Genomic DNA, 12,971 nt, shown 5'->3' with positions numbered 1-12,971 from the left:
TGGTCAGCACCTGACCCAGTCCAGGTTGAACAGGGTGTCGACGTTGCCCTCGGTCGTGATCATCGACATGCTGGCCTGGCCGCTGGAGGTGCCTGCGTCCACTCGCAGCTCGGTGTTGATGTTCAGCACCCGCTGTTGCCCACAGGGGACGTACACCAGCACCGGTGCGTGATCCGCGGTGGCCCAGAAGCCGTTGTATGGTCCGCCGAACGTGGCGTCGGTACGGCTGTTGTCGGACGAGCCCTGCCAGTAGTAGTTCGTCCGCTGTCGGCCGGTCGCCCCACTGGGGATCCGGGCCCGACCTCGGTAGTCCGCGGTGGCGACCGCGAAGGTCCAGCCCGCCGGCACCTTGACGAGCACGCCGAGCTGGCAGTTCTTCCGGCTGTCCGTCGGGTCGGCCCCGTCACCGACGGTAGCGAGGAAATCGTAGTAGCGGATCCGGAAGCCGGTGTTGTCGGAGTTGGCGACGACCCTGGCCGTGCCGGGCGCGCAGCCTGAACCACTGGCGGCCACCACCTCCACGGTGATGTCGCTGTCCGGCACGGCACTCGGCGTCGCCGGGGAGGCATGGGCCGGAGCGGTCAGGGTCAGCGCGAGAACCATGCCGAGTGCGGCGAACATTCCGTGTCTCGCGCCGGTGAGGCTTCTTTTCATTCCGTTCCCCTCGGGGCTCAGGTTATGACGGCTGGGGCACACACGACTTTGCAGAACAACCGGGCCGTGGATCTTTGTCTGCTGGACCCGTGGATCATGGTGGATTGGGTCCAGAGTGTTTCGGCCGGGCGTCCTGCGAAAGGATGATAGCGATGAGCGTCGATTCATGCAAGCATCTTCCAACGTCGATATGTTGATATTGATTCCGCCCAGGTCGCACGTGGTGGGCCCGTTTGGGTGGGATCAACTAGTCAGTCATTGGAGGCAAATTGATCGACCTCTAGGCATGTTATGGGTGGTTTGCCTGCCTTGCGTGGTCGCTGCCTACTCCGTCTGTTCGGTTGGCGGGTTGGCGGCGAGATGGCGTACGATCAATTTCTGGAACCACTCCGAGCAATTGAATTTACGTTGACAACGATCAATGCTGTACGTAGATTGTTGCGCACGCATCGTCGCATCACCCTACGGAGGAGGTTTCATGCGCAAACTGCTGACGCGTGGCGGCGTGGTGCTTGCATTGCTCGCCTCATCTTTGATCTCGGGTGCACCCGCGTCCGCCAAGGGGATCCTGGATGACCCACCGGACGACCACGTCGTGATCGATCTCGTCGCGATGGCGGGTTCCGGTTGTCGACCAGGTACCGCCGACGTCGCCGTCTCGCCGGACAACACCGCCTTCACCACCATCTACAGCGACTACCTGGTACAGGCGGGTCCGGGTATCTCGGTCACCGACGGTCGCCGGAACTGCCAGCTCAACGTGCTGGTGCACGCGCCGGCGGGCTACACCTTCGCGATCGTGAAGGTGGACTACCGTGGCTACGGGCTGCTCAGCCCAGGTGCCATCGCCACGCAGCGGGCCAACTACTACTTCCAGGGAATGACTCAGGGCACCTTCAGCAGCCATCCGATTCCGGCTCCGCTGGACGACAACTGGATGGTGAGCGACGAGGTGCCGATCGCCTCCGTGGTCTGGCATCCGTGTGGCGAGATCCGCAACCTCAACATCAACACCGAGTTGCGCCTGAGCAAGGGATCGTCGACGGACGTCAGCTTCCTGACCATGGACTCGACGGACGGCAGCATCGAGACGATGTACCACCTGGCCTGGCAGCCCTGCCCGTGAACTGACTGACCCCTACCGGAGGACAGAGGGTGGCCGGCACGACCGGCCACCCTCGGCCGGGCGTGTCGGCGCCGGCCTACCCGGCGACGACCGTTGGTGTCCGGCGCGGCACATGGACGCCGGATCCCAGCCGGGCGGCTACCCGGGTCAGGGCCCGGTCACCGGGTCGGGCCGTGATGTGAAAGTGCGAGGAGGTCACCGGCGACAGGTCACCACCCCAGGCCACGGTGCCCTCGCAGTCGGCGAGAATGTCCCGCACGACCGCCTCCTGATGCGGCCACAGTGGCTCGCTACCGCCCAGTGGATAGGCGGTCGGGTGCAGGGCGATCGCGGTGCCGGAGAGATAGTTGGACTCGAAGGCGATGTGTTCCGCGCGGTCGGCAACGTAACCGGCGACGCCGCCGCCTTCGCCGGTGTCGACCGGGCCGATCTCGTAGTGCCAGCGGCGGGCGACGTGCAGCAGCACCACGGCGGTGGGGCCGTGACGCAACGCCACCGAGACGGTGGAACCCTCGATCCGGTGGACACCGATGGTGGCCGGATCGATCCGCCAGCCGGTTGCGGATACCTCGTGGATTCCGTTCCGCGCCTCGGCCGCACCGGTCGCGCGGGCGGCGCCAGTGGGCGTCAGGGCGAGCACACCGGTGCCGACAGCGCCGCCGAGCAGGATACGTCTGGTGATCATCTCGGGCTCCTCACTCACTGGCCAGCTACGAGCGCGGCGACACCCGGATCGGCTCCGTCCCGCCAGACGTCGTGGTCCAGCCCCCAGCCGGGCGCGAACTCGTACTCCCGGATCTGGTTGAACGACCAGTTCGCCGGCAGCGGGAAGCCGAGATTGCCGGAGTAGCCCCAGGACATCCCGGAAACCAGCGACCACCGGGCGCCGACCTCCTGCGAGACGCGGCTGCAGACGTTGCGCGAGCCGTAGACTCCGAACTGGTAGTGGCCGCCCAACTCGGCGAGCGCCGCCTTCACCCCTTGGAAGTACGGCTTGACTCCGCTGTCGATGTCGACGTCCAGAGCGTCGAAGTCGACGGCGAAGTAGATGCAGGTACCGGCGGGAATCCGGTGCGCTACGGCCTTTTGATGGGCGATCCGCCCCTGGTCGTACCCCTTCGGGTAGGTGAAGTTGACCAGCTGGGTGCCGTTGTACTGGAAGATCGGGAAGAACCGTAGCCCGGCGTCCAGGATGGTCTGCGGCTCGCCGGGCTTGAGTGCCTTGTCCAGAAAGTACGGGTCCGACGGTGGCAGATGCTCGTCGAGGTACCGCCCGACGATCCGGTAGCCGGCCGCGACGAGCTGTGCGCCACGGGCCGCGGTGATCTCGGTGATGCAGTCGCAGCCGGTGGCGGGCCGGCCGGTGTCGCCGCAGGAGACGAGCAGCTGGGCCCAGGTGGTGTAGTCGTTGGTGCCGCTCTCGGGGATCTGCGAGAAACGCTGGAAGGCGCGCAGCCACGCCAGGTGGGTGGCGGTCTCCACGTCGGTGTCGATGTCCTGCGGCTGGTACGCCAGCGGCAGCTGCGGGTCGCCCGGCAGCATGGTCGGTGAGTTGGCGTAGCAGGCCGACCGGAACAGGTGCCGCAGGTCGCCGGTGAGTGGGCCGGAGCCGACGCCACGCAGCCCGGCCTGGGTGCCCGGCCCGAAGTTGCCGTTGATCGAGCCCAGCGGGATGCCGACCTCGTACTGGATGGCCATCATCAGCCCTTGCTGCACGTCCCGGGAGTAGAACCCGTCGCAGGGCACCAGGCTCATCGCCGGGATGCCGACGCCGGCCACGTAGCGTGAGTTCAACCGCTGCTGGATGCCCCGGATGACGCTGTCACCCTGCGGCACCAGACGGAACTGGTCCATCCGCAGCATCGCCCGCGCGACGTGCGGCCACATCGCCCGACGGGCCGACAGACTGGCGTACGCGAGCCCGGCGTCGGTGTAGAGCTGACTGAACGAGCCCTCCGAATCGGTGGTCCAGACTCCTTGATCGGAGGCGGCCCAGTAGCCCTTGCACCACAGCGCGGCGTTGTAGATGCGGACCAGGTTGGTGTTGGTCTCCTCGGCCGGCAGCCGGTTGCGGGTGCGGACCGCGGCGAAAGTGCCGGGCCCGAAGTTCTGCACCGTCGGCGAGATACCGAGCTCGTACTGCAGCCCCTGGGTCAGCGACAGCACGGTCGGCCAGCCGGTGCGACCGTCCTCCGGGCAACTGAGGTATCCCGGCGCGCCGGCATAGGTGGCGTTGACCCACTGCTGGGCCGCGAGTACGTGGCTGTCCGCCAAGCTGGTCCGTGGCGTGCCGGAATCGACCATTTCAGACATCCCCCGTGTTGTCGTCCGATGGAGAGGACGATACGGCGCACCGACCGGGTTGTAAATTGTCTGTCGTCGATCAACATGTCGGCCGGACGTGAGCTGAGGGGAAGGTCCCCGGGTCCTGCTGCGGGTACCGTCCCAGCGTGCCCAGGACACGCCTCGACCTCGACCGGATTCACGCCGCACGCCGGGTGATCGACCCCGTGTTCCTCGATACGCCGATGTACCGGTGCGACGCGTTGGGACGCCGGCTCGGCTGGCGAGCCGTCAGCCGCACTCGGCGTCGCCGCCGTGCTCGAGGACCGCGACCGCTTTGCTGGGCGGCGCGTCGTGGCGGTCGTCTGCGGCGGCAACGTCGATCTGGGCGCCTATCACCGCTGGGTCTACCGGTGACCGACCCAGACCGGTCCGGGCATGGCGAGGCCCGGAGAGCTGTCCTGTCTCCGGGCCTCTGGGCTGCCGCCCATTTGCTGCCGTCAGCACATTTAAAAGGGACAGATCACTCTTCATGACGCCGGGTTTTGCCCTTAAACTACCGCGCCGCGTTGGAGGCGCGAGCTGGATTCGAACCAGCATCCAGCTGTCCCTGTCCGTCCCTTCTCGACCTGACGACCGGCGGCGAATGCTGAGCGTGGAGCGAGAGCCTGAATGTGTGGCGGCTGCCTCTGCCAGTTGGGCCACCCCGGTGTGGCTGGTGCCGGGGGCGGGACTCGAACCCGCACTGGGACCGCTTCGTCAGATTCGTCGTCAGCTTCAGCTTGGTGCTCCTCCGCCGTCAGCCGGCGCTAACCCGGCTGACGGCCACCCCCGGGGCTTCAGCCCGGGGGAGACTGTGATGCTACCCGGCAGCAGGTGTTCTGCGACTACCCGAACAGGTAGCCGAAGACCGCGTCGCCGATGCGCTGGTCGGTGACCTCGGCGCCGTTGGCCTCCTCGCGGGCGAACTTGACCGCGGTCTGCAGCGCAGCGATCCGGTCCAGCAACTCGTTGACCCGCCGGGCCGGCAGCGCACCGGAGAACTTCACCGTCGTCCAGTAGCCGACCGGTACGTCCTCGTAGTAGACCTCGACCTGCGCCGGGTGTTTGTCGGTCGCCTCGGCCTTGACATGGTTGCGGGGCACTTTCTTCGTCTTGACCGTACGCACCGGTTCGGTACGCCAGGAGTCGGTTGATTCGTCGCGGTTCCACGACTCGGCTGCGTCCAGCACGGGCAGTTTCTTGACGAAGGTGTGCAGGTCGACCAACTGTTTCTCCAAGAACAGCAGGTACGACACCGGCGCGGCGGTGACCAGGGTCCGGCCGTCAACCACCACGTCGGCGGTGGCCCGGGTGTTCGCCCAGTCCTTGGTGGCGGTCACGTCGAACAGCCGGGTCAGCGTCTTTGCCACGTCCCGCAGCACCTGCTCGGCGTGCACCTGCACCCGGGTCGACTCGGGCGGGAACTGTTCACCCTCCTCGTCCTTCGGCTGGTAGGTGCGGGAGATGCCGGACAACAGCGGCTGCTTCTGCACCACGTGGTGCGCCTCGGTCAACTCCGCGAAGGACTTGCTCTTGACGCCCTTCTCCACCGCGATGATCTGGTTCAGCTTGGTCACGGCGATCATGCTCGCAGACCATGTCAACCCGATCGACCGGATTTCACCCCGTCCGTCCAGGCCGGCTGAACCGATGATTGTATCGATCATCTTCACGTGCCAGAATTCGCCTCAGCCGCACCGGGAGCCAACGCGAGCGGCTCGTTCAGACCGAGGGGACAGCCGGGTGACCACCGTCCGGCGCCGGGCACTCCTCTCCAGCCCACCACGTCCACCGGCCTCGACCGTGCGGCCGCACCGTCCGCGGCGGATTCGGCCGGCAACCGGTCCAGGTCGACACTCCGGCCCGTGGTGGTAGCCCTGCGGATCTGTAGGAGAATGCGATGTCATCCGTCCCGAAACGCACCGTACACCGTAAATTGCTGGCCGTCGGTGGCGCTACCGCGCTGGTCGCCGCAGCCTTGATCATCCCGACCACCGCTGCCCACGCCGCAGTTGTCTGCAACGTCACCTACCAGGCCAACACCTGGAACGAAGGCTCCGGCGCCGGCGGATTCACCGCCAACATCACCATCAGCAATCGGCAGGATCCGGTCAACGGCTGGAGCCTGCGCTTCACCCTGCCGTCCGGTCAGACCCTGACTCAGGGCTGGTCGGCGAACTGGAGCGGCAGCTCTGGCGCGATTACCGCGACGAACGCCTCGTGGAACGGCAACCTGGGCACGGGGTCGTCCACCTCGATCGGCTTCAACGGGCGGTGGACCGGCAGCTACTCCAGCCCTACCGCGTTCACCCTGAACGGGGTGGCGTGCAACGGTGGCACCACGCCGACGACCGCCCCGCCCACCACGGCGCCGCCGACGACCGCCCCGCCTACCACCGCGCCGCCGCCGACGACGGCGCCCCCGACGTCTCCGCCGCCGGGTGGGCCGCGGGTGGACAACCCGTACGTGGGCGCGGATGTGTACGTGAACCCGATCTGGAGTGCGAACGCGGCGGCTGAGGCGGGTGGTAGCCGGATCGCGGACGAGCCGACGGGTGTGTGGCTGGACCGCACGAGCGCGATCTACGGCAACAACAGCCCGACGACGGGTGACATGGGTCTGGCCGACCATCTGGACGAGGCGGTGCGGCAGGACGCGGCGAACGGTAGCCGTCCGCTGGTCTTCCAGGTGGTGATCTACAACCTGCCGGGTCGCGACTGTGCGGCGTTGGCGTCCAACGGTGAGTTGGGTCCGACGGAGATTGGCGCGTACCGGACGGAGTACATCGATCCGATCGCGGAGATCGTGGGTCGGGCGGCGTACCGGAATCTGCGGATCGTGGCGGTGATCGAGATCGATTCGCTGCCGAACCTGATCACGAACGTGGGCAGCCGGCCGACGGCGACGCCTGAGTGTGACGTGATGCTGGCGAACGGCAACTACGTGACGGGTGTCGGTTACGCGATCTCGCAGCTGGGTGACGTGCCGAACGTGTACAACTACATCGACGCCGGGCACCACGGCTGGATCGGCTGGGAGGACAACTTCGGTCCGACGGCGCAGATCATCGCGCAGGCGGCGAACGCGTCGGGTGCGTCGCCGTCGGATGTGCACGGGTTCATCACGAACACGGCGAACTACTCGGCGTTGCGGGAGCCGTACATCACGGTGGACAGCAACACTCGCCAGTCGTCGTGGATCGACTGGAACAACTACAACGACGAGCTGTCGTTCGCGCAGGCGTTCCGGCAGCGGTTGGTGCAGGCTGGGTTCCCGTCGGGTGTCGGCATGCTGATCGACACGTCGCGTAACGGTTGGGGTGGTTCGGCGCGGCCGACCGGTCCGAGCAACGCCACCGATGTGGACACCCGCGTCGACGAGTCGCGGATCGACCGGCGGTTCCAGAAGGGCAACTGGTGCAACCAGTCGGGTGCCGGTCTGGGCGAGCGTCCGACCGCGGCGCCCGCTTCGGGTATCGACGCGTACGTGTGGATCAAGCCGCCGGGTGAGTCGGACGGGTCGAGCCGGGAGATCCCGAACGACGAGGGTAAGGGTTTCGACCGGATGTGTGACCCGACGTATACGGGTAACCCGCGGAACAACAACAACATGAGTGGTGCCCTGCCGAACGCGCCGGTTTCCGGGCACTGGTTCTCGGCTCAGTTCCAGGAGCTGATGGCGAACGCTTACCCGCCGCTGTGACCTGACCTGACCTGACGACCCGGGCGCCGGCCGCCGTCAGCACGACGGCGGCCGCGTCCGACCAAAGCCGAGCCCCGGCCCGCGACCGTTCCCGCCCTGACGGCGACCCCGACCTGCCCCGCCCGCACTGCCGCTGACAGGTCCGGTCGCTGGCGTGGCCCAGGCCAGCGAACTCGTCCTAGGACGCTTTACAGGTAGTGCGCCGGCTCACCCGGCCCGATCCCGCCCCACCGGTCGGACGGGCACGGGCACCGGCGCGGCGGCCGTTCGCGGGTACGCAGGAGCCGGGCGGCCCAGGCCGCCCGGCTCCTGGTCTCCCGCTACCTGCTGGTCAGGGCTGGCTACGCGGGCTGTCCGGGCCCAAAGTGTCGATGAACTCGTGCGGTCCGGTCACCTCGGACGCGGCGCGGGCCTGCTGCGCCCGGGCGGACATCTGCTCGGCCACGGTCCCGGCCGGCACTCCGGCCCGCCCGGCGGCGTCGACGACCTTGCCGTACGCCTGCTCGGCGAGGACCAGCGCACGCCGGTAGTCGTGCCGGGCGAGCGCGTGCTCCGCCGCACCGATCAACCGGTCGGCGGCACGCAGGTCACGGTGGGCCCGGCCGGGGTGCGGACCGTCCAACACCGACTCGGCGAGCCGGTTCGCCGCCTCGTTGTACGCGGCGGTCAGGAACCGGTCGCTGTTGTCCCGGTCGAACTGGCTGAAGTCCCAGTTCAGGTCGATGTAGCTCATCATCGAGTTGACCTGGTCGCCGGACCAGGCGAAGAAGAAGTCGTCCTCCGGGCCGTAGTCGACGCCGGTCTCGCTGTCGTAGCCGTCATGCGGATGACTCATTCCCAGGTGGTGTCCCACCTCGTGGATCAGCGTGGTGGTGAGCCCGTACCCGGCGTCGACGATCTCCGGGGAGACGAATGCGAAGACGTACGACTGCGTACCGTCGGTGTAGTCGTCGTCGGCGAAGCCCAGCGCCGGCACCGGGGTGCCGGCCGGCAACGCGTAGCTGAACACCGGCAGCTCGTAGTCGACCCGGTCCTGATCGTCGAGCACCCGGTCGAGTTCGAAACTGTTCTGCAGGTAGAAGTTGGCGAACGGCGGGTAGCCAAGCTCCGGGTAGCAGGACTCGTCGTCGATCATCACCGCGTAGTAGCAGCGCTCGGCGTCACCTTCGAACGGGAGGTTCTGTCCGTCGTAGTCCAGCACGTTGCGCCACCGCAGTTCCCGCAACTCCAGCTGCAGTAGCTCCTCGTCGATATAGCGGACGGACGCGTCGACGCCCTCCCAGCCCTCGTAGACGTTGCTGTCGATGTTGATCGACTTCGGCGGTTCGGCGCTCGGCAGCTCCGCCGGATAGAGCGGCGACGTGGTGAACAGCAGGTTGATCGCCACGTAGCGGGTAGTCAGGGCGAGGTCGCCGGTGAGCGCGTCGGGGGAGCGGTAGCCGTCGGCGGCGTACTCCCAGACCGGCGGCATCCGGTAGTCCTCGACGCCGTTGCCGTCGAGGTCGGGATCATCGACGTTCCAGTTCTCGGTCCACGATTCCGGCCCGGCCGACAGGTCGTGGAACCACACCCGCCGGGTGGAACCGAGGCCGTTCTCCTCGTCGTCGGCGGTGGTACCGCCCCACGCGGAGATCTTCCGGCTGTCCCGTTCGGCGCCGAAGTTGTGCCCGGTGTCCGGGTCAGGTTCATCGGTCTTGGTGTAGACGTGGAACTTGAAGTCCGACCGGCCGAACCAGTTGATGAAGAAGATGGTGTTGCGTCGGGTGTCGACGCCGGCCGGTGGGTTGAGGGCCAACCACCGCTCCACGCTCGGCGCGTCGATGTGGTGGTTGTCGGTGATGGTGGCGACGTTGCCCTGCTGCTCGTTGTAGAGCTCCTGGTAGACGGTGAGCGGCGCGGGCGTGGCCAGCCGCTCCAGCTCGGCGAAGAACCGGTCCTCGTACCGCTTGTTCGCGTACCGGACGCGGTAGTCGTAGGTGTAGGTCAGACCGAGCTTCTCGACCTGGTCGTACCACAGCCGGGAGCGGACCACCGGCTCGTAGCGCTGCGGCAGTTCATCGAGGTACGCCGACCGGTCCACCTGCGTCCGGCTGTAGCCGAGGAAGACCACATTGACCGGGACCTTCTCGGTGAGCGCCGGCGCTCCGCCCGGATTGAGGTGCGCGAAGTGCGGCGGTGCCGCCTGACTGGCGGGTGCCGCCGCGACGATCATCAGCAGTGCCGCTGCCGCCGCTATCAGGGTTGCCGCTGCGGACCTCGTCGTTGTCCTTGTCGACATCCAGTTTCCCTCCGTTGACGACAGGTGGCCGCCGGTCCGGCCGTCCACCCGTGGCAGGGGCGGTCGCCCTCCGCTGTGGACACGGTGCCATTGATCATCGGCGCTGTAAATCCGCCGCCGGTAAAACCTGGCGGACCCGCCGGGGGTGTGTGCCCAGTCGGTTGAACCGGGTATCTGTCCGAGCCGTATCCCGGGTTGACGGCGGGTGGTCCGCCGAGCACGGCGATTCGGGAGGCCACGTGGGGGAGCGGGAGCTGGGGCTGCGGCGGGTCACGATGATCACCGGCGGGCTGGCCGTGGCGAGCATCGCCGGCACGCTCGGCGTCGCCGTGGTGGCGCACGCCGATCACACGGCGGACCAGGAGGGGAACGCTCCGGCGGGTAGCGTGCAGGGCGAAACTGCGCCGCAGCCGGCCGGTGCCGACGGGCAACCCGATCCGGGTGAGGCGGGTACCGATCCGGCGGCGACGGCCGGCGACGGACAACCTGCCCCGGACGGCGCGACCGAACCGGACCAGCCGGTCGACCGGGCCCCGCCGACGGCCGAGTTTCCGCCGGTGACCGGCGGTGGTGGCCAACCCGGCCAGGCCACCTCCGGCGGGTCGTGAGGCGATGCCGCTGCTGGAAACCCTCCCGGTCGGGCCAGACTGTGCACAGTGGCAGGTGTGGGGAACCCTCGCCAGGGTGGTGGTGAGCGACCCTGCGGCGGTGCCGGCGGCCCGAACGATCGTCGAGGACGTGCTGGCCGCCGTCGACGCCGCCTGCAGCCGGTTCCGCGCCGACTCCGAACTGGTCCGGGCATGCCGCAGCGGAGGAACGCCGGTGCGGATCAGCCCGCTGCTCGCCGGCCTGGTGTCGGTGGCGCTGCGGGCGGCCCGCGAGACCGACGGCGACGTCGACCCGACCGTCGGGTCGGCGCTGTGCCGGCTGGGCTACGACGAAGATCTGCGCTGGGTGACCCTGCACGGACGGCCCGCCGTGCCGCAGACCGTCCCGCCGGCCGCGGACTGGCGTCAGATCCGGCTTGACGGGACCGATCTGGCCGTACCGGACGGGGTGCAACTGGACCTGGGCGCGACCGCGAAGGCCTGGGCGGCCGACCGCTGTGCCCGGGACGTCGCGCGCCGGTGCCGGGTCGGTGTGCTGGTCGCCCTCGGCGGCGACATCGCCACCGCAGGGTCGGCCCCGGAGGGACGCTGGCGGATCCGGGTGCAGGACCGTCCATCGGATCCGGTGTGCGTGATCGGTCTGCCGGCCGGCGGCGCGGTGGCCACCTCGAGCACGGTGAGCCGGCAGTGGACCGCCGGAGACGCAACGATGCACCACATCGTCGACCCCCGCACCGGTACGCCGGCGGGCCGGGTGTGGCGCAGCGTCTCCGTGGCGGCGTACAGCTGCCTGCGGGCGAACACGTTGAGCACCGCAGCGCTGGTGCGGGGTGCGACCGCCGATCGGTGGCTGGCAGGTCTCGGCGCGCCGGCCCGGCTGGTGGCTGTGGACGGCACGGTGCGGACCGTCGGAGGCTGGTCCGCGGAGGAGGAGACACAGTGACGGAGGCAGGGTGGTTCGTCGCGCGCGGCACCGGGGTGACGGCGCTCGTCCTGTTGTCGGCGGTCGTGGTGCTGGGGGTGGGCAGCAGGTCGGGCCGACCGGTGTTCGGCCTGCCCCGGTTCGCAGTGAGCCTGGTCCACCGCAATGCGGCGCTGCTGGCGGTCGGGCTGCTGACGGTCCACGTGGTCACGTTGCTTTTCGATCCGTACGCCAAGCTCCGGGTGTACGACCTGTTCGTGCCGTTCGGCGCCGAGTACCGGCCGCTGTACATGGGGCTGGGCACGCTCGCCGGTGACGTGATGCTGGTGCTGGTGGTGACCAGTCTGCTGCGTCGGCGGATCGGCGTGCGGTTGTGGCGGGCGCTGCACTGGCTGGCGTACGCCGCCTGGCCGGCGGCGCTCGGCCACTCGGTCGGAACCGGCACGGACAGCGGCCAGACCTGGATGGTGGCGGTCAACGCCGGGTGTCTGGCGGCCGTGCTGGGCGCGCTCGGTTGGCGTCTGCTGCTGTGGGTGCGGCCCCGGTCGCGGCGGCGGGCCACCGACGACGCTCCCCGACCCGGGGGGCAGGCCCCCGGGGGATCGCACCGGCGGTCGGGACTGACGACCGACGAGGCAGCCGTCCGTCCGCCGACCGACTGGCTGCACGCCGACCCGCCGGGCGACCGCGCGTCTGCCGGCTACCGACCTGCCGTTCCCGTCGGCTACCGACCTGCCGGTCCTGCCGGCTACCAACCTGCCGAGTATCAGCCGACCGGGCCGATGTGGGACCGTCCGCCTGCGGTAGTAGGTCAGGCAGAGCACCCGGTCGATTCCTACGTCGGCGGCCGGGCCGCCGCCTCCGTACCGTCCAGCCTGCTGGACATGTACCGCAAGCCGGGATCGGTCTTCCAGCCGGCGGACCCGCCGGGCTGGCTGCCCGACGCTGGCGCCGACGGCGACCTCGTCGCCCGGCGACCGCCCGAAGCCGGTGCCATCCCGCCGTACGGTGACTCCGAGGGCTATCGGATTGCGGGCCAGCGTTCCGGCACTCAGGGCGGGGTGAGAGCCCGCGCTGGGAGGGCCGTCAGGCCCGAGTAGTGCGCGAGGAGACGCCCTTCTCGAAGTCGCGGCACCTGGCCCATGATCGCCTCCATGCGGGCCAGGTGCCGATCGCCGAACACCTCGTGCCGAAACTTCGTCACGAAGACCAGAACGGACATGCATCGCGAGAACTCAATGTCTGCCGGTACGGACGCCTTCGTGTTCAGCCATAGACCAACACGGTACGGTGTATCTCGTGCAGCTCCGTCCTTCAGCTTCAGGGCGGACAGGATGCCAGCGTGGAGCTGCTCC

10 protein-coding genes are annotated in these 12,971 nt (G+C 68.6%); 5 read left to right on the top strand and 5 right to left on the bottom strand.

The features are described 5' to 3' along the window. Nucleotides 1–3 precede the first annotated feature (3 nt). Nucleotides 4–654, bottom strand: a complete 651-nt coding sequence (locus O7543_RS08620; protein ID WP_281554313.1) for a DUF4360 domain-containing protein — start codon at nucleotides 652–654, stop codon at nucleotides 4–6. 478 nt (nucleotides 655–1,132) lie between these two features. On the opposite strand from O7543_RS08620, the gene O7543_RS08615 reads away from it, so the two are divergent. Next, nucleotides 1,133–1,780 (top strand): DUF4360 domain-containing protein, encoded by a 648-nt coding sequence (locus tag O7543_RS08615; RefSeq protein WP_281554314.1) that lies wholly within the window; start codon nucleotides 1,133–1,135, stop codon nucleotides 1,778–1,780. A 76-nt stretch (nucleotides 1,781–1,856) separates the two neighbouring features. On the opposite strand, the gene O7543_RS08610 is transcribed toward O7543_RS08615, so the two are convergent. From O7543_RS08610 to O7543_RS08600, 3 genes are all read right to left on the bottom strand, one after another. Continuing rightward, on the bottom strand, nucleotides 1,857–2,465 hold the full coding sequence (locus tag O7543_RS08610; RefSeq protein ID WP_281554315.1) for a hypothetical protein: 609 nt from the start codon (nucleotides 2,463–2,465) through the stop codon (nucleotides 1,857–1,859). A gap of 14 nt (nucleotides 2,466–2,479) precedes the next feature. Next, on the bottom strand, nucleotides 2,480–4,093 hold the full coding sequence (locus O7543_RS08605) for a glycoside hydrolase domain-containing protein (RefSeq protein WP_281567379.1): 1,614 nt from the start codon (nucleotides 4,091–4,093) through the stop codon (nucleotides 2,480–2,482). Between the two features lie 857 nt (nucleotides 4,094–4,950). After that, entirely contained in the window at nucleotides 4,951–5,682 is a 732-nt protein-coding gene (locus O7543_RS08600) for a hypothetical protein (RefSeq protein ID WP_281554317.1), read from the bottom strand. A gap of 323 nt (nucleotides 5,683–6,005) precedes the next feature. On the opposite strand from O7543_RS08600, the gene O7543_RS08595 reads away from it, so the two are divergent. Further along, complete coding sequence (locus tag O7543_RS08595; RefSeq protein WP_281554318.1) at nucleotides 6,006–7,808, top strand: glycoside hydrolase family 6 protein; 1,803 nt, start codon at nucleotides 6,006–6,008, stop codon at nucleotides 7,806–7,808. Between the two features lie 331 nt (nucleotides 7,809–8,139). On the opposite strand, the gene O7543_RS08590 is transcribed toward O7543_RS08595, so the two are convergent. After that, nucleotides 8,140–10,086: a hypothetical protein gene (locus O7543_RS08590; RefSeq protein ID WP_281554319.1), complete on the bottom strand. Its 1,947-nt coding sequence runs from the start codon at nucleotides 10,084–10,086 to the stop codon at nucleotides 8,140–8,142. Between the two features lie 239 nt (nucleotides 10,087–10,325). Between O7543_RS08590 and O7543_RS08585 the strand changes: the two genes are divergently transcribed. The 3 genes from O7543_RS08585 to O7543_RS08575 are packed head-to-tail and all read left to right on the top strand — an operon-like array spanning nucleotide 10,326 to nucleotide 12,716. Next, nucleotides 10,326–10,694, top strand: a complete 369-nt coding sequence (locus tag O7543_RS08585) for a hypothetical protein (RefSeq protein WP_281554320.1) — start codon at nucleotides 10,326–10,328, stop codon at nucleotides 10,692–10,694. Between the two features lie 4 nt (nucleotides 10,695–10,698). Beyond that, on the top strand, nucleotides 10,699–11,637 hold the full coding sequence (locus tag O7543_RS08580) for an FAD:protein FMN transferase (protein WP_281554321.1): 939 nt from the start codon (nucleotides 10,699–10,701) through the stop codon (nucleotides 11,635–11,637). Further along, nucleotides 11,634–12,716 carry a ferric reductase-like transmembrane domain-containing protein gene (locus O7543_RS08575; protein WP_281554322.1) on the top strand — a complete coding sequence of 361 codons (1,083 nt, stop codon included), beginning with the start codon at nucleotides 11,634–11,636 and terminating at the stop codon, nucleotides 12,714–12,716. The genes O7543_RS08580 and O7543_RS08575 overlap by 4 nt, the downstream gene beginning before the upstream one ends. Nucleotides 12,717–12,971 lie beyond the last annotated feature (255 nt).

It is taken from the genome of Solwaraspora sp. WMMA2080 (assembly GCF_027497395.1).
Lineage (GTDB): Bacteria > Actinomycetota > Actinomycetes > Mycobacteriales > Micromonosporaceae > Micromonospora_E.
The sequence above is the reverse complement of the archived record's forward strand: the minus strand, read 5'-3'. Positions and strand labels throughout refer to the sequence as shown.